At 65.5% G+C, this 21,759-nt stretch carries 25 protein-coding genes; 11 read left to right on the top strand and 14 right to left on the bottom strand.

Annotated elements, in window-relative coordinates; translation table 11 throughout:
* Positions 1-197: 197 nt before the first annotated feature.
* From ACSFC7_RS16455 to ACSFC7_RS16445, 3 genes are read right to left on the bottom strand one after another with little or no spacing between them, the layout of a single operon-like run.
* Entirely contained in the window at positions 198-1,181 is a 984-nt protein-coding gene (locus ACSFC7_RS16455) for a lysylphosphatidylglycerol synthase transmembrane domain-containing protein (RefSeq protein ID WP_436343908.1), read from the bottom strand.
* On the bottom strand, positions 1,178-1,858 hold the full coding sequence (locus ACSFC7_RS16450) for a PHP domain-containing protein (RefSeq protein ID WP_436343907.1): 681 nt from the start codon (positions 1,856-1,858) through the stop codon (positions 1,178-1,180). The genes ACSFC7_RS16455 and ACSFC7_RS16450 overlap by 4 nt, the downstream gene beginning before the upstream one ends.
* A 31-nt stretch (positions 1,859-1,889) precedes the next feature.
* Positions 1,890-2,804 (bottom strand): decaprenyl-phosphate phosphoribosyltransferase, encoded by a 915-nt coding sequence (locus ACSFC7_RS16445; RefSeq protein WP_436343906.1) that lies wholly within the window; start codon positions 2,802-2,804, stop codon positions 1,890-1,892.
* A 169-nt stretch (positions 2,805-2,973) separates the two neighbouring features.
* Between ACSFC7_RS16445 and ACSFC7_RS16440 the strand changes: the two genes are divergently transcribed.
* Together ACSFC7_RS16440 and ACSFC7_RS16435 are read left to right on the top strand one after the other, a co-directional pair.
* Complete coding sequence (locus ACSFC7_RS16440; RefSeq protein ID WP_436347974.1) at positions 2,974-4,062, top strand: NAD-dependent epimerase/dehydratase family protein; 1,089 nt, start codon at positions 2,974-2,976, stop codon at positions 4,060-4,062.
* 1 nt (position 4,063) lies between these two features.
* Complete coding sequence (locus ACSFC7_RS16435; protein WP_436343905.1) at positions 4,064-5,455, top strand: DolP-mannose mannosyltransferase; 1,392 nt, start codon at positions 4,064-4,066, stop codon at positions 5,453-5,455.
* A 206-nt stretch (positions 5,456-5,661) separates the two neighbouring features.
* Here ACSFC7_RS16435 and ACSFC7_RS16430 read toward each other — a convergent pair whose 3' ends face one another.
* The 4 genes from ACSFC7_RS16430 to ACSFC7_RS16415 form a co-directional block, all read right to left on the bottom strand.
* On the bottom strand, positions 5,662-6,558 hold the full coding sequence (locus ACSFC7_RS16430) for an ABC transporter ATP-binding protein (protein WP_436343904.1): 897 nt from the start codon (positions 6,556-6,558) through the stop codon (positions 5,662-5,664).
* 35 nt (positions 6,559-6,593) lie between these two features.
* A complete protein-coding gene (locus tag ACSFC7_RS16425) occupies positions 6,594-7,418 on the bottom strand; it encodes an ABC transporter permease (protein WP_436343903.1) in 825 nt (274 codons plus the stop codon).
* 169 nt (positions 7,419-7,587) lie between these two features.
* A complete protein-coding gene (locus ACSFC7_RS16420) occupies positions 7,588-7,983 on the bottom strand; it encodes a DUF6220 domain-containing protein (protein ID WP_436343902.1) in 396 nt (131 codons plus the stop codon).
* A 1-nt stretch (position 7,984) separates the two neighbouring features.
* Positions 7,985-8,503 carry a halocyanin domain-containing protein gene (locus tag ACSFC7_RS16415; protein ID WP_436343901.1) on the bottom strand — a complete coding sequence of 173 codons (519 nt, stop codon included), beginning with the start codon at positions 8,501-8,503 and terminating at the stop codon, positions 7,985-7,987.
* A 208-nt stretch (positions 8,504-8,711) separates the two neighbouring features.
* Between ACSFC7_RS16415 and ACSFC7_RS16410 the strand changes: the two genes are divergently transcribed.
* Complete coding sequence (locus tag ACSFC7_RS16410) at positions 8,712-9,458, top strand: sensor domain-containing protein (RefSeq protein ID WP_436343900.1); 747 nt, start codon at positions 8,712-8,714, stop codon at positions 9,456-9,458.
* A 61-nt stretch (positions 9,459-9,519) separates the two neighbouring features.
* On the opposite strand, the gene ACSFC7_RS16405 is transcribed toward ACSFC7_RS16410, so the two are convergent.
* Genes ACSFC7_RS16405 through ACSFC7_RS16395 form a run of 3 tightly spaced genes read right to left on the bottom strand, consistent with a single transcriptional unit; the run spans position 9,520 to position 10,566 of the window.
* A complete protein-coding gene (locus ACSFC7_RS16405; RefSeq protein ID WP_436343899.1) occupies positions 9,520-9,831 on the bottom strand; it encodes a DUF7521 family protein in 312 nt (103 codons plus the stop codon).
* Positions 9,828-10,217, bottom strand: a complete 390-nt coding sequence (locus tag ACSFC7_RS16400) for a DUF5985 family protein (protein ID WP_436343898.1) — start codon at positions 10,215-10,217, stop codon at positions 9,828-9,830. Before ACSFC7_RS16400 ends, ACSFC7_RS16405 begins: the two co-directional genes overlap by 4 nt.
* Before the next feature lies 1 nt (position 10,218).
* Positions 10,219-10,566, bottom strand: a complete 348-nt coding sequence (locus ACSFC7_RS16395) for a helix-turn-helix domain-containing protein (protein WP_436343897.1) — start codon at positions 10,564-10,566, stop codon at positions 10,219-10,221.
* 430 nt (positions 10,567-10,996) lie between these two features.
* Here ACSFC7_RS16395 and sucC point away from each other — a divergent pair, with 430 nt between their 5' ends.
* The 4 genes from sucC to ACSFC7_RS16375 all read left to right on the top strand — a co-directional run bounded on the left by sucC (position 10,997) and on the right by ACSFC7_RS16375 (position 13,905).
* A complete protein-coding gene (gene sucC, locus ACSFC7_RS16390) occupies positions 10,997-12,151 on the top strand; it encodes an ADP-forming succinate--CoA ligase subunit beta (protein WP_436347973.1) in 1,155 nt (384 codons plus the stop codon).
* Positions 12,148-13,017 (top strand): succinate--CoA ligase subunit alpha, encoded by an 870-nt coding sequence (gene sucD, locus ACSFC7_RS16385; RefSeq protein ID WP_436343896.1) that lies wholly within the window; start codon positions 12,148-12,150, stop codon positions 13,015-13,017. The genes sucC and sucD overlap by 4 nt, the downstream gene beginning before the upstream one ends.
* Before the next feature lie 191 nt (positions 13,018-13,208).
* Positions 13,209-13,682, top strand: coding sequence for a hypothetical protein (locus ACSFC7_RS16380; RefSeq protein WP_436343895.1), 474 nt, complete (start codon positions 13,209-13,211; stop codon positions 13,680-13,682).
* A gap of 73 nt (positions 13,683-13,755) precedes the next feature.
* Entirely contained in the window at positions 13,756-13,905 is a 150-nt protein-coding gene (locus tag ACSFC7_RS16375; protein ID WP_436343894.1) for a hypothetical protein, read from the top strand.
* 72 nt (positions 13,906-13,977) lie between these two features.
* On the opposite strand, the gene ACSFC7_RS16370 is transcribed toward ACSFC7_RS16375, so the two are convergent.
* The gene (locus tag ACSFC7_RS16370; protein ID WP_436343893.1) at positions 13,978-14,844 is read right to left on the bottom strand and encodes a hypothetical protein; all 867 of its coding nucleotides are present in this window, start codon (positions 14,842-14,844) and stop codon (positions 13,978-13,980) included.
* Positions 14,845-15,043: 199 nt separating this feature from the next.
* Positions 15,044-15,346 (bottom strand): hypothetical protein, encoded by a 303-nt coding sequence (locus ACSFC7_RS16365; RefSeq protein WP_436343892.1) that lies wholly within the window; start codon positions 15,344-15,346, stop codon positions 15,044-15,046.
* A gap of 214 nt (positions 15,347-15,560) precedes the next feature.
* Between ACSFC7_RS16365 and bioB the strand changes: the two genes are divergently transcribed.
* The 4 genes from bioB (at position 15,561) to bioD (ending at position 19,846) form a co-directional block, all read left to right on the top strand.
* Entirely contained in the window at positions 15,561-16,667 is a 1,107-nt protein-coding gene (gene bioB, locus ACSFC7_RS16360) for a biotin synthase BioB (protein ID WP_436343891.1), read from the top strand.
* Between the two features lie 27 nt (positions 16,668-16,694).
* Entirely contained in the window at positions 16,695-17,759 is a 1,065-nt protein-coding gene (locus ACSFC7_RS16355; protein ID WP_436343890.1) for a transcriptional regulator, read from the top strand.
* A 175-nt stretch (positions 17,760-17,934) separates the two neighbouring features.
* A complete protein-coding gene (locus ACSFC7_RS16350) occupies positions 17,935-19,143 on the top strand; it encodes an aminotransferase class I/II-fold pyridoxal phosphate-dependent enzyme (protein ID WP_436347971.1) in 1,209 nt (402 codons plus the stop codon).
* Positions 19,144-19,153: 10 nt separating this feature from the next.
* Positions 19,154-19,846, top strand: a complete 693-nt coding sequence (gene bioD / locus ACSFC7_RS16345) for a dethiobiotin synthase (protein WP_436343889.1) — start codon at positions 19,154-19,156, stop codon at positions 19,844-19,846.
* A gap of 24 nt (positions 19,847-19,870) precedes the next feature.
* Here the strand turns inward: bioD and ACSFC7_RS16340 are convergent, their stop codons facing one another.
* Positions 19,871-20,071 carry a hypothetical protein gene (locus ACSFC7_RS16340; protein ID WP_436343888.1) on the bottom strand — a complete coding sequence of 67 codons (201 nt, stop codon included), beginning with the start codon at positions 20,069-20,071 and terminating at the stop codon, positions 19,871-19,873.
* 107 nt (positions 20,072-20,178) lie between these two features.
* Positions 20,179-21,720, bottom strand: coding sequence for a replication factor C large subunit (locus ACSFC7_RS16335; RefSeq protein ID WP_436343887.1), 1,542 nt, complete (start codon positions 21,718-21,720; stop codon positions 20,179-20,181).
* Positions 21,721-21,759 lie beyond the last annotated feature (39 nt).

Below are 21,759 nucleotides of genomic sequence, written 5' to 3'. Positions count from 1 at the left end.
CGAGTCGATCGCTGACCGGTCCGCTTGCGTTTCCGTTGCATCCGGCCGGAGTCAAGCGCTTCGGTTGCCGCGCCTCGAGCGCGCATCGCGATCGGTCCTGACGGCCAGGCCAACACACTGTCGGCTCGGACGCCGGACCGCGAGCGAATCCGTCCGAGAGCGGGAGCGGGGAGCACTCGTCGAACGGTGCGATCCGCTCAGCGAGTCGCCTTGTACGCGAGGAACACCGCCGTGCCGAGCGCCGCGGCGTACCACAGCGTTCCCACGCGGATGACGATCGTGGCTGCGGCTGCGACTGCTTCGGGATAGCCGAACGTGATCAGCAGGCCAACCATCGACGCCTCCGCCGCCGCGAGCCCCCCGGGGAGCATCGACACCGCGCCGACGACCGAGCCGAGACCGAAGACGAACAGGCCGATCACGAGGGTGGCTTCGACGCCGAACCCCTCGAGGACCAACCAGAGCGCGACGCCCTCTAACCCCCACGCCGCGAGGCTGAGCAGCGTCGAGACGACCAGCGGTCGGATCTGGAACAGCCGATACGCGCTCTCGTAGAACCGCTCCAGTTCGGTCGCGTACTCACCGAGGACCGGGACCGACTCGAGCCGTCCGAGGATCGCCAGGCAGGCCCGCCGCCACTGGAGCAGGACGATTCCGGCCGCGATGGCGCCGAGGACGACGACGATGGGGAGCGACGATCGGCTGTAGACCAGCAGGCCGAGCGCGGCCATCGCGCTCAGCGCGACGAGGTCCGTGACGCGCTCGGCGCCGACGACGGAGGTGGTCTTGCTCGCTGAGACGCCGTGTGTGTCGCGGAGGAACCACGCCTTCCAGACCTCGCCGGCCTTCCCCGGCGTGACGACCATCATCAGCCCGCTGAAGAAGGTGATGGCGCTCGCGTCGAGCGGAACGTCCACCTCGAGGCGCCGGAGGTAGTAGTGCCACTTGGCGAACCGGAAGCCGTAGCCGACGGTCGTGAGGCCGACGACGGCCCCGAACGTCCCCCACTCCACGGTGACGAGGGCGGTCGTCACGTCGCCGACGTCCGCGTAGACGGCGAGACCGAGGAAGACGACGACCGAGAGCAGCGCCGTTAGCCAGATCCCGTGATCGCGGACGACCCGCCGGAAACGGTCGACGACGGTCGAACCGATCTCACCGGTTTCGCCGCCCGTCGTCACGGAGATCGCCCCGACATAACCCTGGAGACGGCACGATCGGAGGCGGTTCGGAACTGGTGAAGTTTCGTCGCGACGTGTCCCGAGAGGTATCGTCCGCGACCGCTCGGTCGGACGCGCCCGTCGCGGACGGCGTCCGCGAGCGACCCGTCTCCCTCTACTGCGGTGTACGCGCGGCCGACCTCCATCGGGAAGTGAGCGTCGCTTCCGCCGGTCGTCGGCAGATCGTGAGCGGCCGCGAACGTCGCCGCGTGCTCGTTGAACCGGCGGCGGACGCAGCGGGAGTTCACCGCTTCGACCCCGTCGACGGCGTCGGCGAGGGCCTCGAGGTCCGTCTCGTAATACTGTCGCAGCGTGTCGAACGGATGCGAGAGGACGGCGACGCCGCCCTGCTCGTGGACGCGGTCGACCACGGTCAGCGGATCGGTTCGGGGCGGCGCCTCTCGTACGTCGAGGGCCAGCAGGTGGCCCTCCGTCGTCGTCACTTCGACCCCGGGGATCACCTCGAGGTCGCCCGGTGCGGCGTCCCGAACGGCGTCGACGTTGGCGAGCGTGTCGTGATCGGTGACGGCGATGCCGTCGAGTCCGGCGTCCGCCGCCGCCGAGGCGACGCGCTCGGGGGGCGTGCTCGAGCAGGGCGAGGCGTCCGTGTGGACCTGTAGATCGTATCGGCGTGTCATGGTGATCGCAACGCGGCGTTCGACGAGGGGGTCACGTGATCGTACCGATGATTTGGTGCGGAACCTCGTAAAGGACGGCGATAACGGTGAGGCCCCAGACGACGAGATTGGCGAAGAACGGACGGTCGCCGAAGAGGTACTTCGGGTCGCCGCCCAGGTCCCGCGTGTGGGCGAGGAGATGGTATCTGAACGCGGCGAAGAAGGCGAACGGGAGCGTGGACATCATCCACAGTCCGCTTCGGAAGAACGTGTACAGCGAGTAGGAGACGAGCAGCGCCGAGAGGACGACGACGAGCAACTGGTCGAGCGTCTCCTCGGTGTACTCTGCGAGGATAGAACGCGACGCGGCGGGGTCGTCGGTGACGACCATCTCGTGGCGGCGCTTGCCGAGGGCGAGCATCAACGCCCCGAGAAACGTACAGACGACGAGCCAGGGGCTCAGGTAGACGCCGATGGCGACGACTCCCGCGATGGCCCGCAGGACGAACCCGATGGCGATGACCATCACGTCCACGATGACGATCTCCTTCAGGAACGCGGAGTAGAGCGCGTTCTGGGCGAGATACGTGCAGACGACGAGGAGGAACAGCGGACCGAGGTACCAGGAGAGGGCGAGGCCGCCGACGAAGAGCAGGACCGCGAACGCCGCTGCCACGGGGATCGGGACCTGTCCGCTGGCGATGGGCCGGTGTTTCTTCCGGGGGTGATTACGATCCTCCTCGACGTCGAGGATGTCGTTGCCGATGTACGTCGTGCCCGCGATAGCGCAGAACGCGACGATCCCGACGGCGACGTTCGTGACGGCGATCGGATCGAACAGACTCTTAGAGAAGACGAGCCCCAAGAGCAGGACGCTCTGCTTGTACCACTGCCAGGGACGCATCTCCTTTATCAGCCCGGAGACGGTCATCACGACCCGACTCTGGCTGGCATAGGCGCGGGTCATCTGTCTCTTTCACTCCATATGACGCGAAAAAGGCCCGGCTTGCCTGTGACTGACTCACCCGGTGCGTCGCACGCTGGAAGTCCCGTTTTCATCGCACCGAGACTGTACTGAATAGTTACACCTCGTTACACTATTGAGCCGTCGTGTGGTCGTTCAGGTTGATATCACGATGAGCGATAGTGAGCGCGCCGCCGACTCGAGCGGCTCGGTTCTCGTCACGGGGGGTACCGGATTCCTCGGCCTGCACGCGTGTCAGTACTTCCGCGATCAGGGGTGGGACGTCACCGCGTTCGATCTCAAGCCCTTCGAGGCGGAGGACGACACGGACGGAATCGAGTTCGTCGAGGGAGACGTCCGGAGCGAGGAGTCCGTGGCCGACGCGCTCGAGGAGAGCGGTGCCACCTCGGTGGTGCACGCGGCGGCCGCGCTCCCGCTGTGGGACGCCGACCGCATCCGCGAGACGACCATCGACGGGACGCGAAACGTGCTCTGGGCGGCGAACGAACGCGACGTCGAGCGGGTCTGTTACATCTCCTCGACCGCGGTGTACGGAACCCACGACGCGCATCCCATCACCGAGGAGTCGCCCCTGGACGGGGTCGGACCCTACGGCGAGGCCAAGATTCAGGCCGAGAAGGTCTGCCAGGACTTTCGCCGCATGGGAATGTGCGTTCCCGTCCTCCGCCCGAAGACGTTCATCGGTCCGCAGCGACTCGGCGTGTTTCAGGTGCTGTTCGACTGGATCGAGGACGGCGCGAACGTCCCGCTCGTCGGGTGGGGGAACAACCGCTACCAGTTGTTGCACGTCCGCGACCTCGTCACCGCCATCGAACTGCTGCTCACCAGGGACGAGGAGGCGGTCAACGACACGTTCAACGTCGGCACCGACGAGTTCGGGACGATGAAGGAGGACTTCCAGGCCCCCATCGACTACGCGGGGACGGGCAAGCGCACCATCGGGACGCCCGCCTTCCTCACGGTCGCGGTCCTCCGCGTGCTGGACGAACTGAACCTCTCCCCGCTGTATCCGTGGGTCTACGAGACGGCCCACGAGGACTCCTACGTTTCGGTCGAGAAACTGAAAGACCTCGGCTGGGAACCCGAGTACTCCAACCGGGAGGCGCTCGTGGAGACGTACGAGTGGTACCTCGAGAACTACGAGGCCGACGAGGGGGTCGACGAATCCGGCCTCGACCACCGAGTCGCGTGGGATCAGGGCGCCCTCGCCGTCGCGAAGAAGGTCTCACAGCGGATCTGAGATGGCCGCCCGCTCCACCCGTTCACGCCTCCACGCTCGCATCCGCTGGCTCCGGGCTCGCATCAGTTGGATCACCGTCCTCGGGACGTTCGTCGTCGTCCTGTTCGGCTTCGGCTTCTCCAGATACCTCATGAACGAGTGGCCGGCGCTTCCGACCGATCCCGCGTTCTTCCAGCACACGGGCTGGTACGTCCTTCAGGGCGGAGTCCCGTACGTCGACGTCTGGGACGTGAACCCGCCCGTCCCGTTCGGAATCACGGCCGTTCTCGCCGCCCTCTCCGGGGGGAATATGCTCGTTTTACACGGACTCGGCTCGACGCTCACGGTGCTCGTCGCCGCCGCGAGCGTCCTGCTCGTCGGCTGGGCGGCGTACCTCGTGACCGGAGAGGACGCCGCGGCGGTCGCCGCCGGCCTCACGATGCTCGTCGTCCCGGAGCTCTTCCTCCTCTCTCCGGAGGGGGTTCGAGCGCAGTTCTATTCGCTGTTCTTCGGTGTGCTCGCGCTCGTTCTGGTCCTCCGCGACCGGCCGTTCCTCGCCGGGGCCATCGCGGCACTGAGTGCGGGGTCGTGGCAGTCGGGGGCGGTCTTCGCGCTGCTCGTCGTCGGGATGGCGTACCAGCGAAACGGCGGGAAGGACGCGCTCTCGGCGGTCGCAGGCGGTGCCGTCGTCACCGGAGTCGTCGTCCTCGTGTTCGCGGCCGCGGGTGCGCTCGTTCCCATGGTCGTACAGACTATAGTCGCGCCGCTGACCGCCGGCTCGACGTACACGCTGGCCGAGCGCGGCTTCTCGATACTGCTGGTGTTCGGCTACGGGTCGGTGCTCATCCCGGTGGCGCTCTACGGCTGGGCGCACGCCGCCGTCCGCGACCCCTGGGAGCGGTGGTGGGTGCCGACGGGCGGCGTGATACTCGCCCTCCAGGTGCTGTTCGTCGATATGGACGGTTCGACGGACGCGCTCCTCTGGCTCGCCTTCGTCTCGCTCGGCGTGGCCGTCGCCGTCGAGCGCGTGATCGCGTGGCGGTCGAGAGCGGCGAAGCGCCGCGGTACCGACGCGACCCGGACCACTCGACGACAGCGATGGACGGCCGTCGCCGTCGTCGCCGTCGTCGTGGTGCTCGTCCTCTCGGGGCTGGTCTGGGAGTTCGGCTCGCCGCGCCCGCAGTCGACGCTCCAGACGATGCAACAGGAGGCCGAGCCGGAGGGGGAGGATCTGCCGATAACGCCGGGAGACGCGGACGTTCCGTCGATGCAGACCATCTACTGGGAGCAGCTGAAACCCGACACCTGTCACTACCGGTTGAGTTGGAACGAAGTGCGGTGGATCGGGATGACCGACGACCGGCTTGACGCGCGCGATTGCAGCGGGTGGCCGAGTCGGACCGATCGCGGCTAGGGTCGGTATCTCGAGCGGATCGAAGAGCGACGGTCTGACACGCGGGGAGTCGACGGATCGGATCGGTGCGACCGGCGAGAATGGAACACCCGGGAGAACGGCGGCGAAAGTCGCTCGGGTTCGAGCGGCTACGCGCGTTCTCCCCCGCCGTCGCGGAGATTCGACAGTACAGACGAACTGCGTCCCCGCGACGCGTCAGGGTTCGGTCACTCGTTTACGAGATACGTGTAATAGTTGAACAGGTCCGTGTACGACGGCCGATCGAGATCGACGAGGGGCGTTTCGGTGGCCGATTCGAGTTCGGACTCGATCTGGGCGACGTCGACACCCGGTGACAGAAACCCTCGTACCTCGTCACCGCGCTGGAACAGTCGATTCCCGACCAGTCGCGTTTCGGGCGGGATCGCACCCCGCACTCGAACCACCGGCGGCAGCCGCTCGAGCAAGTCGGCCGGGGAGTCGTCGGCGATGAACCGGCCGTCCCGGAGAAACGCGATTCGGTCCGCGATCTGTGCGTCCAGCGGCGCGTGACTCGTGACGAGTATCGTCTTTGCCGCCGTCTGTAGCTCGAGGAGCAGGTCGTGAAGCGCTCGAATCGTCGCCAGATCGAGTTCGATAGTGGGTTCGTCGAGGACGTAGAACGGGACGTCGGCCGACAGCGTGATGGCGAGTTCGATCTTCCGTCGCATGCCGCCGGAGTAATCCCCGACGACGCGGTCGAGGTCGTCCTCGATCTCCAGTACCTCGACGAGGTCGTGCCACCGATCGGTGCCGTTCGGATGCAGGTCCTCGTAGAACTGGAGATTCTCTCTCCCGGTGAGATCGGGGTCTGCCATCGCGCCCTGGACCATGACGCTGATCTCGGATCGCGCTCGTGCGGGTGTGAGGTCGCCGAAGAGGCGCACGTGACCGCTGTCCGGAGCGAGACTCCCGGATAGACAGGACAGGAGTACCGATTTCCCGGCGCCGTTCGGTCCCATCACGAGGACGATCTCTCCGCGCTCGATCCTCAGGTCGATCCCCCGCAGCACGTCGTGATCACCGAACCGTTTTCGCACGTTCGATACGTCGACTACCGCGTTCGAGTTCGTCGTTTCGGTCATTGGTGTGTAAGTGGACAGTTCGATCCGTTCGTCGGCTATTCGTTCCCGTACGCGACCCGTCGCACGATCACCACTGAGATAACGAGTAACGCGACCGCGTATCCGAGCAGTAGTCCGACGTACTCGAGCGAGTCGGGCGCCTCCGGCGGCGTCATGGACTCGAGGTTCTCGGCGCCCACCCAGACGGCGATCTGCATCCGCGCCGCCAGCGAGTTCGGCAGGTAGTTCACCAGCTCGGCGCCGTCCGCGAGCATCTCCGGCGAGGAGCCGTTGAACCCCGTCACGAAGTACGCCATCAGCACGATGACGATGGCGATCGTCGTCAGCTGTTCCGGCTTCGTGATCGCGAGCGCGAGCACCATCGCGAGCGCCATCGCGATCAGACAGAACGAGACGAGCGTCAGTGCGAGAATCGCCACCGTCTCGAGCGTCAGCGGCCCGAACGCCCCGCCGTGGGCGTACGCCACCGCGATCGTGACGAGATAAGATGAGACGCCGAGCGCGGTGCCGGCGAGGAATCGCCCGGCGAGGTCGGCGGTCGGCGCGATGGGCATCGATCGGAATTTTCTGTATCGGTTCTCCTCGAGATCGCGAGCGAACGCGCCCGCGAAGACCGCGACGGTGACGGTGAACGCCCCGAACAGCCCGTAGTTGATCCCGTTGGCCGCCTTGAGCGGTCCGACGTCGGCTCCCGGCGGCAGGTCGACGAAGAACTCGATCGTCAGGAAGTACCACAACACCGGCCACGCGACGGTGAGAAAGACGATCATCTTGTTGCGACGCAACTGCTGTAACTGTCGGCGCGTGAACGTCCGCGTCTGGGCGATCCACGGCACTCGGTTTCGTCTCGTTGTCGTCATTAGTGATCTCTCGAGCGAACAGAGGAGTGAAACGAGGATAAGACGGCCAGCACGGTCGCCGGCGCGGCGTTCCTGCAGCAAGTTTTATATATGGGAGATCGGCTCACCCGCGGTATCTTGCGTTTCGAGCGGCGTGCGCTCGTCGCCGAACGGTCCCGACGAACGGCGGTCACCCGCGCTGGATCGGCGCTTCGGCCGTTCGCGGCCACGATCGTTTCGTCGCGACGACCGCGAGCCAGAAGATGACGACGGCGACGACCGGGTGGATCGCGGCGGTCAACGACCCGAACACGTGTGCCGTCGCGTACTGGGCACTGATGAGCGCGAACAGGCCGACTGGGAGCAGTCGCAACGGCCACGAGAGCCGGCCCAGAAAGGCGACGAACACCATGAGGAAGGGAACGACTTCGAAGAGGTGGACGAACGACGCGTGAAGCGTCCAGTTCTCCGGATCGACGAAGATCGCCATGCCTGCGATGTAGGTCTGGACGAGGACGCACGCGGCGAACAGTCCCGCCAGTCCACAGTACCCGTAGCGTCCCCACGACCGCTCGGGAGCCGTCATCTCACGCACGCTCCGCGACGGCGACCGCACCCTTCATGCCCGCCCGACGGTGCGGCTCGCAGACGTATCGATAGACGCCCGGTTCGTCGAACGCGTGCTCGAACGCGTGGCCCGCGTCTCGAGCCCGCTCGCTCTCGAACGCCCCGTCGACGTGGACGACGTCGTGGCGACCGCCGTCGCCGGTCCACTCCCAGACGACGGTCGTCCCGGGCCCGATCAGGATCGCTGCCGGATCGAACGCGAGACCGCCGTGTGAACCGACGGCGACGTCGACCTCGTCCTCGCTGCGAGCGTCGACGGTCCCGTCGTAGTTGTCGACGTCGTCGAACCAGTTTCCGTACTCCGGATTACCGCCGTCGTCGAACGAATCGCTGTACTCGTCGTCGCTCGCTCCGATAGCGTCGAGACAGCCGGCGACCGTTCCGACGACCGCGACGCCGGTGAGCGATCGGAGAACGTCCCGGCGTCGAGTGCTCGAGTATCGAACCGCTTCGTCTCGCCGGTCTGGAAGTGCTTTCATCGGGTCTACTCGAGGAACCGGGCGGAGATAACCCGGATAGCACGGTCGCTGGGACAGCGACTGTGCGTGAGGGTTTATACCGCTGCCGTCTCGAATCCGAGACTGAGGCGTACTCGGCGCTCGATCCGTTCGACGATCCGTCGACCCGCGTTCGGTCGACCCGCGGTCGGGTCGCGATGGCCGCCGATCACCCTCGGAGCGCACTCGTATGTCGTCACAGCCACCGTCCGATGCCCGCCCCTGGAGCACCGTTCTCGCCCGTGTGATCGTCCCGTCGGGGCAACGACCCCACAGACAGCTCTGCTATCTCCTCTTGATGTTCCCGCTCGGGGTCGTCTACTTCAATCTCGTCGTGGTCGGCTTCGCCACCGGTCTCGGGCTCGCAATCGTCGGCGTCGGAATTCCGATCCTCGTGCTGGTTCTCGTCGCCGCGACCGGCGTGGCCGCCCTCGAGCGAACGCTCGTTCGCGTGTTACTGGACGTCGAGGTCGCCGCCGCTCCCGTCGAGCGGAAGTCGGGACTGTGGGCGCGAACGATCCAGCTCGTGACCGATGGTCGGACCTGGAAGGCGAACGCGTACCTGCTGAGCGTCTTCGTCTTCGGGAGCCTCGCGTTCGGGCTGATCGGGTCACTGCTCGCGACGGCGTGGAGCTTCCTGACCGCGCCGCTGTATTACCGAGACGCGCCCGTCGTCGCGTACGGACCGGTTCCGCGCGGCGACGTCGCGCTCGATATCCTGTTCGGCTGGGACGATCTGCTGGTCGGCCTCACGACCACGTTTCGGCTCGGCTCGTGGCGGCTCGAGACGCTCCCCGAGGCGCTGCTCGTCGCCGGTTTCGGAGCCGTTCTCCTCCTCGTCACGGTCCGACTGGTCTCCGTGCTCGCAACGCTTTGGGGTCGGTACGCGCGAGTGATGTTGGTGGTGCCGAACTACTGGAGACCGTTCGGCCGGTAAGCGATCGAGGGTGGTCGAGGGGAGAAACGAGGCGGATAGGCGGTCCGAACGCGCAGTAACGTTACGCTCGAGTGAGCGCGTACAGAACCGCGAGCACGCCGACGAGGTGTGCGATCGTGACCGTCAACAGGATCGTCGCGTCCGACGCCGTCGTCAGCGAACTCAGCCCGTAATTGATTCCGGCGGGTACCGCGGTCAGAAAGCCGATTCCGACGGCCAGATACAGCATCGGCCGGCTCTCGTTGCGGCGGTAGCCGCGGTAGGCCAGCGACGCGACGAACAACCCGGCCGCGGCGACTACCGCCGCGAAGGCGAAGATCAACCCCTCGGGGCTCGTCGTCAGGGCCTGAACGGAGTGGATCGCCGCGCTCATTTTTTCACCCCGCCCGCGTCATCGTTCGGTCGCTCGGTTTCGCGTTCGTCTTCGGGTACGTGTCGACGTGGGACGCCGTAAATCGCGTAGAGTATCGCCCCGAGTCCGAGCAGTTTGCTGGCGTTCGCGACGGCCGATCGAACGACGTCCGTCCCGACGGCGGCGTTCGTCAGCACGAACTGGAGGACGATCGGTCCAGTCGCGAGCAGGACGAGACCGACGGCCAACCACAGCCGAGCGGGGTCTCTGTTTCGACGGTAGCCTCGAGCGATCACGTACGCGACGACGAGCGACGCTCCGGCGGTGACGACCAACCCGAAGAGCGCGAGGACGACGAGGAGCTCAGAGCCGCCCGTCGCCGTCTGGAGGAGTCCGAACGACCGCATGTCAGCGCAACCCCTCGAAGAGATCGGTGAACCGATCGGCGGCATTGTCGGATCGGTACGTCACGTCGAGTTCGAACGAACCGTCGACGAGTTCGATTTCGACTCGCTCGAGCCGTGCGGCGTAGGTCTTGTAGTGGTGGCCGTCCCGGTCGGGCTGGAGCCGTTCGTCGAGGAGGTCGTGCTCCTGTAGACGTTCGATCCGTCGATAGACCGTCGATATCGACGCGTCGCACGCCTCGCTCAGTTCGGCTGCGGACATCGCCTTCGTGCTCGTGTGAATGAGGATGGCATGTGCGTATTCGTCTTCGAACAGCGCGGCGAACTCCCGCACGTCGCTGTCCTCGATCATTCCACTCCGCGGTGACGTACGAACGTCCCTGGCGGCTCACGACCGTCTACACCGATCGATCCCAGCATACACTGGCCGACTGTCGGCTCGCGACCGACTTAAAACGTTAGTCACGGTCGCCGAGCCAGCGACTGTGGTGTGAACCGTCTCTGAAACCCGTGGCCGACTCGCTCGTCGAACGATCCGCACGGCAATTGAGACAGAATCGAACGGTGGTGGACAAACACACGCAAATGGTATCGAAATCCGCTCGAGTCCGAACGTGCGGACGTATTTCTCCCCGCCATAGTTGAAAATGCACATAACGAGCGGACATGGGAAAACGTTGTAACCACAGTGAGACAGTGAAGTTGATGCCCGTCGATAGATTCCGGTCGCGAGTGGAAACTAACAGGATTTAAGCAAGGTCGGAACGGCCGTTCGAATGGCTATGAAATTGCATGAGTATCAGGCGAAGCAGGTCTTCGCCGACGCTGGGATTCCGACGCCGGCGTCTCAACTCGCCTCCGACGTCGACGGCGCTGTTGCCGCGGCCGAGGAGATCGGGTATCCAGTCGCGATCAAAGCGCAGGTACAGGTCGGCGGCCGCGGGAAGGCCGGCGGGATCAAACTCGTCGACGACGCAGACGAAGCCCGCGAGGCGGCCGACGAGATTCTGGGGATGGATCTCAAGGGCTACCACGTCGGCAGCGTCCTCGTCGAGGGGGCGGTCGACTTCACCAACGAACTCTACGTCGGCATCACGATGGACCGCGGCGAGGGCAAACCCGTCGCGATGGTCTCGACGAAAGGTGGCGTCGACATCGAGCAGGTCGCCGAGGAGGACCCCGACGCCATCGCGCGCGAACACATCGACCCCGCCTTCGGGATGCACCCGTATCAGGCCCGCAAGGCAGTCTACGACGCCGGCGTCGATCAGGCGATCGCCCGCGACGTCTCGAGCGTCCTCACCACGCTCTATCAGCTCTGGGACGACCGCGACGGCGCCGACGCCGAGATCAACCCGCTGATGGTCACCGGCGACGACGAGGTCATCGCGGCCGACGCCGTGATGAATATCGACGAAGACGCGTTATTCCGCCAGCCCGAACTCGCCGAGATGGAGGCGGAAGCCGCCAGCACCGGCGACGAACTCGAGCAGAAGGCCGACGAGTACGACTTCGACTACGTCCGTCTCGAGGGCAACGTCGGGATCATCGGCAACGGTGCCGGACTCGTGATGACGACCCTCGACCTCGTCGACCACTACGGCGGCGAGCCAGCGAACTTCCTGGACGTCGGTGGCGGCGCGAAAGCCGACCGAATCGCGAACGCGCTCGATATGGTGTTCTCCGACGACAACGTCGACAGCGTCGTCTTCAACATCTTCGGCGGGATCACCCGCGGCGACGAGGTCGCCAAGGGGATCAACGAGGCGCTCGAGCAGTTCGACGAGATTCCCAAGCCGGTGGTCGTCCGCCTCGCCGGCACCAACTGGGAGGAAGGGATGGAGATTCTGAACGAGGACCTCGTGACGGTCGAACAGACCCTCGAGGACGCGGTCCAACGTGCTGTCGAGTACGCTGGGGAGGTGAACGAACAATGAGTGTGCTAGTCGACGACGAGACGCGCGTCGTGGTACAGGGCATCACCGGTGGGGAGGGCAAGTTCCACGCCGAACAGATGATGGAGTACGGCACCAACGTCGTGGCTGGTGCGGTTCCCGGCAAAGGTGGTCAGGAGGCCGCCGGCGTCCCCGTCTACGACACGGTCCACGAGGCCGTCGAGGAGGAGAACGCCGACACCTCGGTTATCTTCGTCCCGCCGGCGTTCGCCGGCGACGCGGTCTTCGAGTCGCTCGACTCGGATCTCGACCTCGCGGTCGCGATCACGGAGGGCATTCCGACCCAGGACATGGCTCGCGTCAACAAGCGACTCTCCGAGACGGACACCCGTCTCATCGGTCCGAACTGTCCCGGCCTCATCACGCCCGGCGAGGCCAAACTCGGCATTCTCCCCGGTAACATCTTCGCGGAGGGGAACGTCGGCCTGGTCTCCCGCTCGGGGACCCTGACCTACCAGGTCGTCGACAATCTGACCAACCGCGGCATCGGTCAGACCACCGCGATCGGTATCGGCGGCGACCCGATCATCGGCACGGACTTCGTCGACGCCCTCGAACTCTTCGAGGACGACCCCGACACCGACGCCATCGTCATGTGCGGTGAGATCGGTGGCGAGGACGAAGAGGAAGCCGCCGCGTTCATCGACGACTACGTCGACACGCCGGTCGCCGGCTTCATCGCCGGCCGTACCGCACCGCCGGGCAAGCGGATGGGCCACGCCGGTGCGATCGTCTCCGGCTCCGGGACGGGGACCGCCGAGAGCAAGATCAGCGCGCTCAACGACGCCGGCGTCCCCGTCGGCGACACCCCCGAAGAGGTCGCCGACCACATCGAAGGCTTCCTCTAGTAGACTCGAGTCGGTGCGGCCGCCGCTCTCGTTTTATCGGTAGAAGCTGATTCGGTTTCGGTGTGGAGAGCGAATCCGGAACTGATCCCGTCGATTCGCGACGTTCGCGTGAACGAGTCTCTGCGGAGTTACGGTGATTCGACGATAATTCCGTGCCAACGTTTGTTACGCTCTACGGACAATAGTCGCGTATGTCCGGACCCGACGACGAGGATGCCTCGACAGCCGAAGTCGCGGACGACGACGGCTTCGTCCCGGCGACCGTCGAGGACGCCAGCGGGTACGGACTGTCGCTCACACTGATCGGTGGCGTGTTGCTCGCACTGGCGTACTACGGCTACCTCGCGGTGACCGGCCCGCAGACGCTCGGTCAGGCGATTCCCGAACCGTTCTACCTCCTCGTCTTTGCGCTCCTGTTCGTCCTCGAGTTGTTTCAGAGCCGCGAGCGCGGGGCGATGGCGGTGGTTCGGGCGATCGTTCTGGCCATTTTCTACGGCGGGCTCACCGCGTTCGCGATCGAGGGCGGCTACTACCTCTGGAACACTCCCGAAGCGGCGCTCGACGGATTCGTCGGGGTCACCGTGCTGGCGGTGTCGCTGATCGTCGCGGCGCTGGCGTACTTTTGCTACCTCTCCGTGATCGAATCGAGCACGACGGATCGCTGACGTAGTCCCTTCCCGTCATCGCCCAGCTATTGCCCGCACCGCGGTGATGGTCGCTCGACTCGTCGGTTTCGACATGGTGTACATCGAGTGTGCGTCCTGCGGGTTCGACCACACGATTCCGGACCGCGAAGACGATCCGAGCGGCGGCACGCGGTGTCCGAACTGCGGTGAAAAACCGTACTCGGTTCGCCGGGACGGACTCGAGTGGCATCCCGAGCCGTGAGTGCTCGGGCAACGAACTGAAACGACCGATAACGGGACTGCGGAACGGGCGTTCGACCGCCGTCTCGCGGCGTTAGAACAGGCCGCCGAGTTTCGACCGGAGCCAGCCGAGGACGCCGGACGATCCGCCGTCCTCCTCCACCGTCGCCGGCACGTCGCCCTCGTCTCTGGCGACGAGCGCCGTTTCGTCCGACTCGAGCGTGTCGGTGTCTTCCGCGGACGTGGCAGTATCCTCCGTCGTGGTGGTATCCTCGGCCGTATCACTGTCTTCGAGTTCGAGGTCGCCGTCCTCGTCGGCAGCGAGTTCGGTCTCGTCTTCGGATTCGGTCGTGTCCTCATCCTCGAGCGCGGCGTCGGTCACCGTCTCAGTGTCGCTGGCAGTGTCGGAATCGACGTCCTCGTCGTCGTGCAGCGATTCCGTCTCAGTGTCCGCCTCGGTCTCGTCGGACTCGAAGATGGCACCGGTGTCCGTCTCGCCAGCGGCGGCGCCGGAGGATTCACGCTCGTTCGACTCGTTCTCCTCGTCGGTCTCGGGGGGCGATCCCGACTCCACCCAGAGAAACTCCTTCTCCTTCGATCGGCCGGTGAGCAGGAGATCCGCGAGTTCGTCGTCCTCGACGCGGAGGTCGTCGTCGATGTCGGGTTCCGGATCGGGTTCGTCCGCGCTCGCGATGATGTCTTCCGGACTCTCGTCGGCGAGCACCTCGTCGGCGTCGTCCTCGGCGTTGGCCCGAAGCTGACCGAAGACGTCCGCGGCCGTCTGGTCTTCGACGCCGCTCGCACCGGCGTCGCCCCCATCCTCGGTCGTGGACTCGGCTGTCGACTCGTCGTCCGCCCCCTCGAGTGACTCGTCCGCGAACTCCCCGAACAGTTCGTCGACACTCGAACCGGCGTCGAACGCGCCGTCACCCGAATTTGTTTCTATCGAACTATCAGTCATAAACTCCTTCCGTCCTACTACATTATCACGCACCTTTAATTTTTGGAATTTTTTCAGTCTCGAGCGATGATAGTGATACGGTATTAGCGTACCGGCCGTCCCGGCTTTTTCGGAGATAAGAAGTTGACAAGTAACCAGCCAGTGTCCCGTCAAGAGGTGGATTCTCAAAATCGAGCGCCCAGCGGATCGTTCGGTGTACTCAGTCGTCGTACGAACACCGATCGTTACACCCGCCAGAACAGCCACAGTCCGATGCGCTTCCACAGGTTCCACAGCCGGTCCACTGGTACGCGGCGGCGGCCATGACCAGTCCGAGAACACCGAGTACCTGTCCGGAGACGGCTCCAGCGATCGGAAGCGTGACGACGTCGGTACTCACGATCGTGATAGCGCTGTAACCCGCGAGAATACCGACGGCGAGTCCGACGAAGAGTTGCACGCTGATCCCGTCGCGGATTCCGGTCCAGAACCTGCTCACGATCGATCGTACGCTCGTTGTCATCGACTCAATAACAGTTCGAGAAAACGCTCTATAAACGCTTTGGTGGCAATTCATTGATGGCTTCCGCTACGCGCAGCGACGTCGAGGACGACGGAAACGTCGGCGAAATATCGTCGTCAGGCCGTGATATCGACCGACGGGACCTGACGCAGCTGTCTCGCAATTGTCGTGAGGATCCACAATCGTTATAGTCTCGTCAACCACTACTCGAATCGTGGTTTACGAAACGGACAACAAGACGGTCGACGACGCACTCGAGCGCGTGCTGGCCGGCGAGCGACTCGATCGGACCGACGGGCTCGCGCTGATGGCCCAACCGGTCGATGCGCTCGCGGCGGCCGGCGCGGCCGTGCGCGATCACTTCGGCGACGGCACGGTCGACGCCTGCTCGATCGTCAACGCGAAGGCGGGCAACTGCGCCGAGGACTGCGGCTTCTGTGCGCAGTCGGTCCACTTCGACACCGGCATCGACACCTACGGCTTCCTCGGCCCCAGGAAGATCCTCGAGGCCGCGACACGCGCCGAACGCGACGGTGCCCAGCGATTCGGCATCGTCGTCGCGGAGAAGGGCGTCTCGAAGGAAAATCGTCCCGAAGAGTGGGAGGAGGTCCTCGAGTCGATCCGCCTCGTCCGCGACGAGTGCGATCTCGAGGTCGACGCCTCCCTGGGCATCCTGACCGAGGAGGAGGCCGCGATTCTCGCCGACGAGGGGATCAACCACTACAATCACAACATCGAGACCTCGCCGCGGTACTTTCCCGAGATCGTCGGTTCTCACAGCTTCGAGGATCGGGTGGAGACGCTCAAGATAGCGAAGGCGGCCGGGATGGACCTCTGTGCCGGCGTCATCCTCGGGATGGGCGAGACGCCGACCGACCGCGTCGACGCGGCCATCGCCTTACAGGAGATCGGTATCTCCTCGCTCCCGGTGAACGTCCTCAATCCGGTCGCGGGGACGCCGCTCGCCGAGCAGGGCGTCGAGATCACCACCGAGGAGATCGTCGAGACGGTCGCGGTGTACAAACTGCTCCACCCCGAGTCCCGCGTTCGGCTGACGGGCGGCCGCGAGGTCAATCTCGATCCCGACGAGCAGCATCTACCCCTCGAGGCGGGTGCCGACGGCCTCCTCACTGGGGACTACCTCACGACGGAGGGCCAGTCGCCGGGCGAGGACTTAGAGATCGTCGAACGCGCAGGGCTGGAGCCCAATATGGAGACCAACGAGTTCGACCCGGAGGAAGTCAAGGCTCGCGGCGCGGAGGGAGCGGAGTCGTCGACCGAGACGACGGCGAGTACGGGTGCAGAACCGAGCGACGACTGACGACCAGCAGACATTCGAAACACAACAATGGACGACATCACGTTTGCAGTACTCGGAACGGGAGGTATCGGCCGGCGAGCGCTCGAAGTGAGCCAGCACAAAGACCACCTGACGCCCGTCGCGGCGTGTGACCGCCACGGCACCGCGATCGACGTCGACGGGCTCGACGTGGACGAACTGCTGGCGGCGACGGAGGGGAACATAGACAACGAAGTTGCGACCGACGGCGGAGCCGGCACGGCGACTGCCGACGGCGAGAGCGGCGTCAAACAACACGGCGAGGACAGGGGTGTCGTCGCCTCGAGTCAGGCCCGCCCCAGCGAGGATTCCATTCGGGATATCATCGACCACGGCGACGGGATCGACGCCGTCCTGCTGGCGCTGCCGAACTACGAACACGACTTCATCCCGCGCGTCGCCGACCGCTTCCTCGAGGGCGGCTACTCGGGCGTGCTGATAGACGTGCTCAAACGCTCGCGCGTGATCGGCATGCTCGACGACCGTAGCCAGGCGTTCGAAGAAGCGGGCGTCACATTCGTCTGTGGCGCCGGTGCGACGCCCGGCCTGCTCACTGGCGCAGCGGCACTCGCCGCCCAGTCGTTCGTCGAGGTCACGGACGTCGAGATCTGGTGGGGCGTCGGCCTCAAATCGGGCTACGAGGACAACCGCGGCACCGTCCGCGAGGACGTCGCCCACCTCCCCGAGTACGACATCGAGACCGCTCGAGACCTCTCGGACGCGGAGATCGAGGCGATCATCGACGAGCACGATGGCGTCATCGAGTTCGAGGATATGGAACACGCCGACGACGTCCTGCTCGAGCGCGCGGGCGTCTGCGACGTCGAGGACGTGACCGTCGGCGGCGTCCTCGACGTCCGCAGCGACGAGAAACCGACGACGACTACCGTCAGCGTGACGGGGACGACCTTCGACGGCGAGACGGCGACGAACACCTTCCGACTGGGCGACGAGACGAGCATGGAGGCGAACGTCAACGGGCCGGCGCTCGGCTACCTGAAGACCGGCGTCCGGCGAAATCGTGCGGGCGAGTACGGCGTCTTCGGCCCCGCCGAACTGATGCCCGGATTCTGACGCGGGAGCGACTGCACCGTCTCTCCGCCGCGTCGGTCCTCGGTACCGGACCCGTATCGATCGAGATTACCGCCCAGAGGCCGTCACGGTGGGGAGCACGGTTTCGAACACCGACTTAACGCGTGCAAAACAGAACCGTGAGAGTCAAACCATGGCACTGACACCGTACATCCGAATGGAAGACCGCGGGTTCGACCTCGAGGACCGACTCGATACCCTCGAGGAATCTGATCTGAAACGAACGCTCTCCCCCGTCGACCGGGTCGCCGAGCGGGGCTACTTCGCACCGCCCTGCGGCGGCGAGCTACCGGTCCTCGACTCGGACGAGGCGCTGGTGTTCGCCTCGAACAACTATCTGGGTCTGACCGACGACCAGCGCATTCAGGACGCGGCCCGGCAGGCCGCCGCGACCGTCGGCACGGGCGCCGGCGCCAGTCGACTCGTCACGGGTGACACGATGGTCCACCAGGATCTGGAACGGGTGCTCGCCGAGACGAAAGGGACCGAGCGAGCACTCGCCTTCTCGTCGGGGTACGCCGCGAACGTCGGGACGATCACGGCGCTCGAACCCGACGTGATCTTCTCCGACGAGTACAACCACGCGAGTATCATCGACGGCTGTCGGCTCACGGACGCCGAATCGATCGTCTACAGCCACTGTGATTCGACGAGCCTGCGAACGAAACTGGAAGAGCGAGCCAGAGCCGCCGACGACGCGGACGAATCGTGGCTAATCGTCACCGATTCCGTGTTCAGCATGGACGGTACCGTCGCACCGATCGCGGAGATCTGCGACCTCGCAGAGGAGTTCGGCGCGTGGGTGATGGTCGACGAGGCCCACGCGACGGGACTCTACGCGAACGGCGGCGGCGTCGTCCAGTCGGAGGGACTCGAGGATCGCGTCCACGTCCAGATGGGAACGCTCTCGAAGGCGCTAGCGAGTCAGGGCGGCTACGTCGCGGGGAGCGACGAGTTGATCGAGTGTCTCTGCAACGACGCGCGATCGTTCGTCTTCTCGACCGGCCTCGCGCCGCCGGCCGCGGCGGCCGCGAGCGAGGCGCTCCACGTCGCCCGTCACAGCGACGTTCGGGAACGGCTCTGGGAGAACGTCGCTCACCTGCGGGACGGCCTCGAGTCGATGGGATTCGAGGTCATCGGCGACTCGCAGATCCTCCCCATACTCGTCGGCGACCGGCGGGACGCACTCGCGCTGGCCGACGGACTCCGCTCGCGAGAGATCGTCGCGCCGGCGATCCGTCCGCCGACGGTGCCGGAGGGGACGAGTCGAATCCGCGTCGTCCCGATGGCGACCCACGACCGGAGCGACATCGTCGCCTGTCTCGAGGCGTTTCGAGCCGCGGGCGAGGACGTCGGCATTCTTTGAGGACCGGACTATGAGCGATACCAGCACCACGATCGCGATCGTCGGAACCGATACCGGCGTCGGAAAGACCGTCGTGACCGCGGGCATCACCCGCTGGCTCCGCGAGAACGGCGCGGACGCGCGGGCGATCAAACCCGCACAGACCGGCTTCCCGCCGGACGACGACGCGGGATTCGTCGCCGACGCGTGTGGCGACCCCGACGCCGCGACCTGTCCGCGCTATCTCGAGCCGGCGCTCGCACCGCGCGTGGCCGCGGCCGAAGCCGGCGAGACGCTCACGTACGACTCGATTCTGACCGCGTGCAAGGATGCGATCGCGGACACGCCGCTCCCGATCGTCGAGGGGATCGGCGGGCTTCGGGTGCCGCTGGCCGAGGACCGCGAGGTGATCGACCTCGTCGCCGACCTCGAGGCGACCGCAGTCGTCGTCACCCGATCCGGACTCGGCACGCTGAACCACACGGCGCTGTCGGTCGAGGCGCTCGAGCGCCGCAGCGTCAAGATCGCCGGCATCGTCTGCAACGAGTACGCGGGAGCGACCGTCGCAGAACGAACCAACCCCGCCGAACTCGAGCGCATGACCGGCTACGACGTCGAAACGGTGCCGCCGCTCGAGGGGGAGACGCCGCGAGCGCTGGCTACCGGCGTCGAAACCGCGCTCTCGTCGGGGTTTCTGGAACGGTTTTTGATCGGAGACGGCTGACGGGATCAGGGAGAAACCGTGTGATCAATCGGCCGACGGCGCGGGTCGTTCGTCGTTGAGAACCGTCGGCTCGTCCTCGAGCGTCGTGTCGGCGACGGTACCGGACAGTTCGACGAGCGTCGCGACGATTTCCGACTTCCGATGCTCGACCTCGAGATGGACGTGGAGCTCCGTCCGGTCAGCGTACGTCTCGGTACAGAGGGGGCAACGGTGTTGGTCAGTCATCCGTTCGATCACCGGTAGCTAGTGTCACCCTTCTCCAGATTAATAGTGTCGATCGTACAACAATCCGATATATCCGCAGAGAGACTGTATCCGAGGATGCGATGATCCTACATGAAGTCGCTCAGCCCGGACTGGTCCTCGTCCGGTTCGGGGTCGTCGCTGGCCGACTCTGAGTCGACATCGTCGCCGACGTCAGTCGATCCGGTCGTCGCCGTGAGCGTCTCCTGGTCGTCCGAACCGTCGCTTGACTCCGTACCAGTACCGGGACTCGTCTCGGTGCCGTCGCTCGAGTCCGCGTCGGCGTCGACGCTCGAATCGCCGTCGTCACTCGAGTCGCCGGCGTCGAAGAACGCGGACCCCGAGTGTTCGACCGTCTCCTCCGCGAGCAGGTCTTCGGCGTCCTCGACGACCGACTGAACTTTGTTGGTGTCTTTCCCGCTGCCGGTGACGAACGACACCTCCGATTCGTCGAGGTCGTAGGTCGCGGCCATCCGGACGGTGAGGTCGCGGTTCGTGCAGTGATGGGTCATCGCCGAGAGGAACGGGAGGATCTCCCGGCGCGCGGTGGCGACGCTCGTTCCTTCGCGTTCGGCGATGCGTTCCGCGATGGAATCCCGCGTATTCCGGGTTCCCTTGGTGCGGCCGAGTTTCGACCAGTAGCTCGGCGGACCGTAGCGGGTCCACCCGCCCTTGTTTCCGCGACGCGAGGCGGCGACGCCGGCGGTCATGTTGTCCGTCGCGTACCGCCAGAATGAGTAGTTCTGCGTGGCACGGACGCGTCCGAGCCAGCGGTCGGCGTTCGCGAGGTAGCCGTAGGCGTCGGCCAACTCCGGGCCCTCGTAGTCCTTCGGCATGTTGTCCTCGATCCAGTTCAACATCTCGTCGGGGTTCTCGTCGACGTCGTAGGACGCCCGCAGCGCCTCCTCGGCGGTCGCCTCCTTGATGACCGTGTCGAGGAAGTCGAAGATCCCCTCGGTCCGGTCGCGCTGGCTCGTGACGACGTCGTCGACGGTCAGCCGATCGGCTTCTTCGGCGACCGCCTGCAGGTCGTTGACGGCCGAGCGCAGGTCGCCGCTCGTCGACTCGGCGATCTTTTCGAGGGCCTCCTCCTCGAACTCGACGCCCTCGCGCCGGCAGATGTCCCGCAGCACGGGCACGATAGAGCGCTTCGAGACGTCCCGGAACTCGATCGTCTCGCAGGCGTTGCGCAGCGACTTGCTCATGTCGTAGAACTCGTTGGCCACGAGGACCACCGGCTGGTTGGCCTCCTTGACGACGCGGGTGACCTCTCGAGACCCCCCGTAGTCGGCGTTGCCGTGGAAGTTGTCCGCCTCGTCCATGATCACGAGTCGACGGCCGGCGCCGCCCGCCGTGAGGGTCCCGCTCTTCGAGGCCTCGCCGGCGATGCGTTCGATCACGTCGGCCCCGCGGCTGTCGCTGGCGTTGAGTTCCATCACCGGCCACCCCATGTCGTTGGCCAGCGCGTGAGCCGCGGAGGTCTTCCCGATGCCCGGACTCCCGTGGACGATCACCGACTTCCGGTGGTCGTCCCAACTCTTCGCCCACTCCTCGAGTTTGTCGCGGGCCTTGTTGTTTCCGCGTACCTCCGACAGCGTGGTCGGACGGTACTTCTCGGTCCAGTCGCTCATTGGAGTGTGGTTGGGGTGAGTCGCGTTTAGTGGTTGCGG

Origin of the sequence: Natronorubrum halobium (assembly GCF_051351675.1) — an archaeon.
Lineage (GTDB): Archaea > Halobacteriota > Halobacteria > Halobacteriales > Natrialbaceae > Natronorubrum.
This window is presented reverse-complemented; position numbering and strand designations above follow the sequence as displayed.

What these genes read in the sequence shown, in the direction of transcription:
- ACSFC7_RS16450 (WP_436343907.1), bottom strand. Translation starts at nt 1,858, where the DNA reads ATGACACGCCGATACGATCTACAGGTCCACACGGACGCCTCGCCCTGC.
- ACSFC7_RS16445 (WP_436343906.1), bottom strand. Translation starts at nt 2,804, where the DNA reads ATGACCCGCGCCTATGCCAGCCAGAGTCGGGTCGTGATGACCGTCTCC.
- ACSFC7_RS16440 (WP_436347974.1), top strand. Translation starts at nt 2,974, where the DNA reads ATGAGCGATAGTGAGCGCGCCGCCGACTCGAGCGGCTCGGTTCTCGTC.
- ACSFC7_RS16435 (WP_436343905.1), top strand. Translation starts at nt 4,064, where the DNA reads ATGGCCGCCCGCTCCACCCGTTCACGCCTCCACGCTCGCATCCGCTGG.
- ACSFC7_RS16430 (WP_436343904.1), bottom strand. Translation starts at nt 6,558, where the DNA reads ATGACCGAAACGACGAACTCGAACGCGGTAGTCGACGTATCGAACGTG.
- ACSFC7_RS16425 (WP_436343903.1), bottom strand. Translation starts at nt 7,418, where the DNA reads ATGACGACAACGAGACGAAACCGAGTGCCGTGGATCGCCCAGACGCGG.
- ACSFC7_RS16420 (WP_436343902.1), bottom strand. Translation starts at nt 7,983, where the DNA reads ATGACGGCTCCCGAGCGGTCGTGGGGACGCTACGGGTACTGTGGACTG.
- ACSFC7_RS16415 (WP_436343901.1), bottom strand. Translation starts at nt 8,503, where the DNA reads ATGAAAGCACTTCCAGACCGGCGAGACGAAGCGGTTCGATACTCGAGC.
- ACSFC7_RS16410 (WP_436343900.1), top strand. Translation starts at nt 8,712, where the DNA reads ATGTCGTCACAGCCACCGTCCGATGCCCGCCCCTGGAGCACCGTTCTC.
- ACSFC7_RS16405 (WP_436343899.1), bottom strand. Translation starts at nt 9,831, where the DNA reads ATGAGCGCGGCGATCCACTCCGTTCAGGCCCTGACGACGAGCCCCGAG.
- ACSFC7_RS16400 (WP_436343898.1), bottom strand. Translation starts at nt 10,217, where the DNA reads ATGCGGTCGTTCGGACTCCTCCAGACGGCGACGGGCGGCTCTGAGCTC.
- ACSFC7_RS16395 (WP_436343897.1), bottom strand. Translation starts at nt 10,566, where the DNA reads ATGATCGAGGACAGCGACGTGCGGGAGTTCGCCGCGCTGTTCGAAGAC.
- sucC (WP_436347973.1), top strand. Translation starts at nt 10,997, where the DNA reads ATGAAATTGCATGAGTATCAGGCGAAGCAGGTCTTCGCCGACGCTGGG.
- sucD (WP_436343896.1), top strand. Translation starts at nt 12,148, where the DNA reads ATGAGTGTGCTAGTCGACGACGAGACGCGCGTCGTGGTACAGGGCATC.
- ACSFC7_RS16380 (WP_436343895.1), top strand. Translation starts at nt 13,209, where the DNA reads ATGTCCGGACCCGACGACGAGGATGCCTCGACAGCCGAAGTCGCGGAC.
- ACSFC7_RS16375 (WP_436343894.1), top strand. Translation starts at nt 13,756, where the DNA reads ATGGTGTACATCGAGTGTGCGTCCTGCGGGTTCGACCACACGATTCCG.
- ACSFC7_RS16370 (WP_436343893.1), bottom strand. Translation starts at nt 14,844, where the DNA reads ATGACTGATAGTTCGATAGAAACAAATTCGGGTGACGGCGCGTTCGAC.
- ACSFC7_RS16365 (WP_436343892.1), bottom strand. Translation starts at nt 15,346, where the DNA reads ATGACAACGAGCGTACGATCGATCGTGAGCAGGTTCTGGACCGGAATC.
- ACSFC7_RS16355 (WP_436343890.1), top strand. Translation starts at nt 16,695, where the DNA reads ATGGACGACATCACGTTTGCAGTACTCGGAACGGGAGGTATCGGCCGG.
- ACSFC7_RS16350 (WP_436347971.1), top strand. Translation starts at nt 17,935, where the DNA reads ATGGAAGACCGCGGGTTCGACCTCGAGGACCGACTCGATACCCTCGAG.
- bioD (WP_436343889.1), top strand. Translation starts at nt 19,154, where the DNA reads ATGAGCGATACCAGCACCACGATCGCGATCGTCGGAACCGATACCGGC.
- ACSFC7_RS16340 (WP_436343888.1), bottom strand. Translation starts at nt 20,071, where the DNA reads ATGACTGACCAACACCGTTGCCCCCTCTGTACCGAGACGTACGCTGAC.
- ACSFC7_RS16335 (WP_436343887.1), bottom strand. Translation starts at nt 21,720, where the DNA reads ATGAGCGACTGGACCGAGAAGTACCGTCCGACCACGCTGTCGGAGGTA.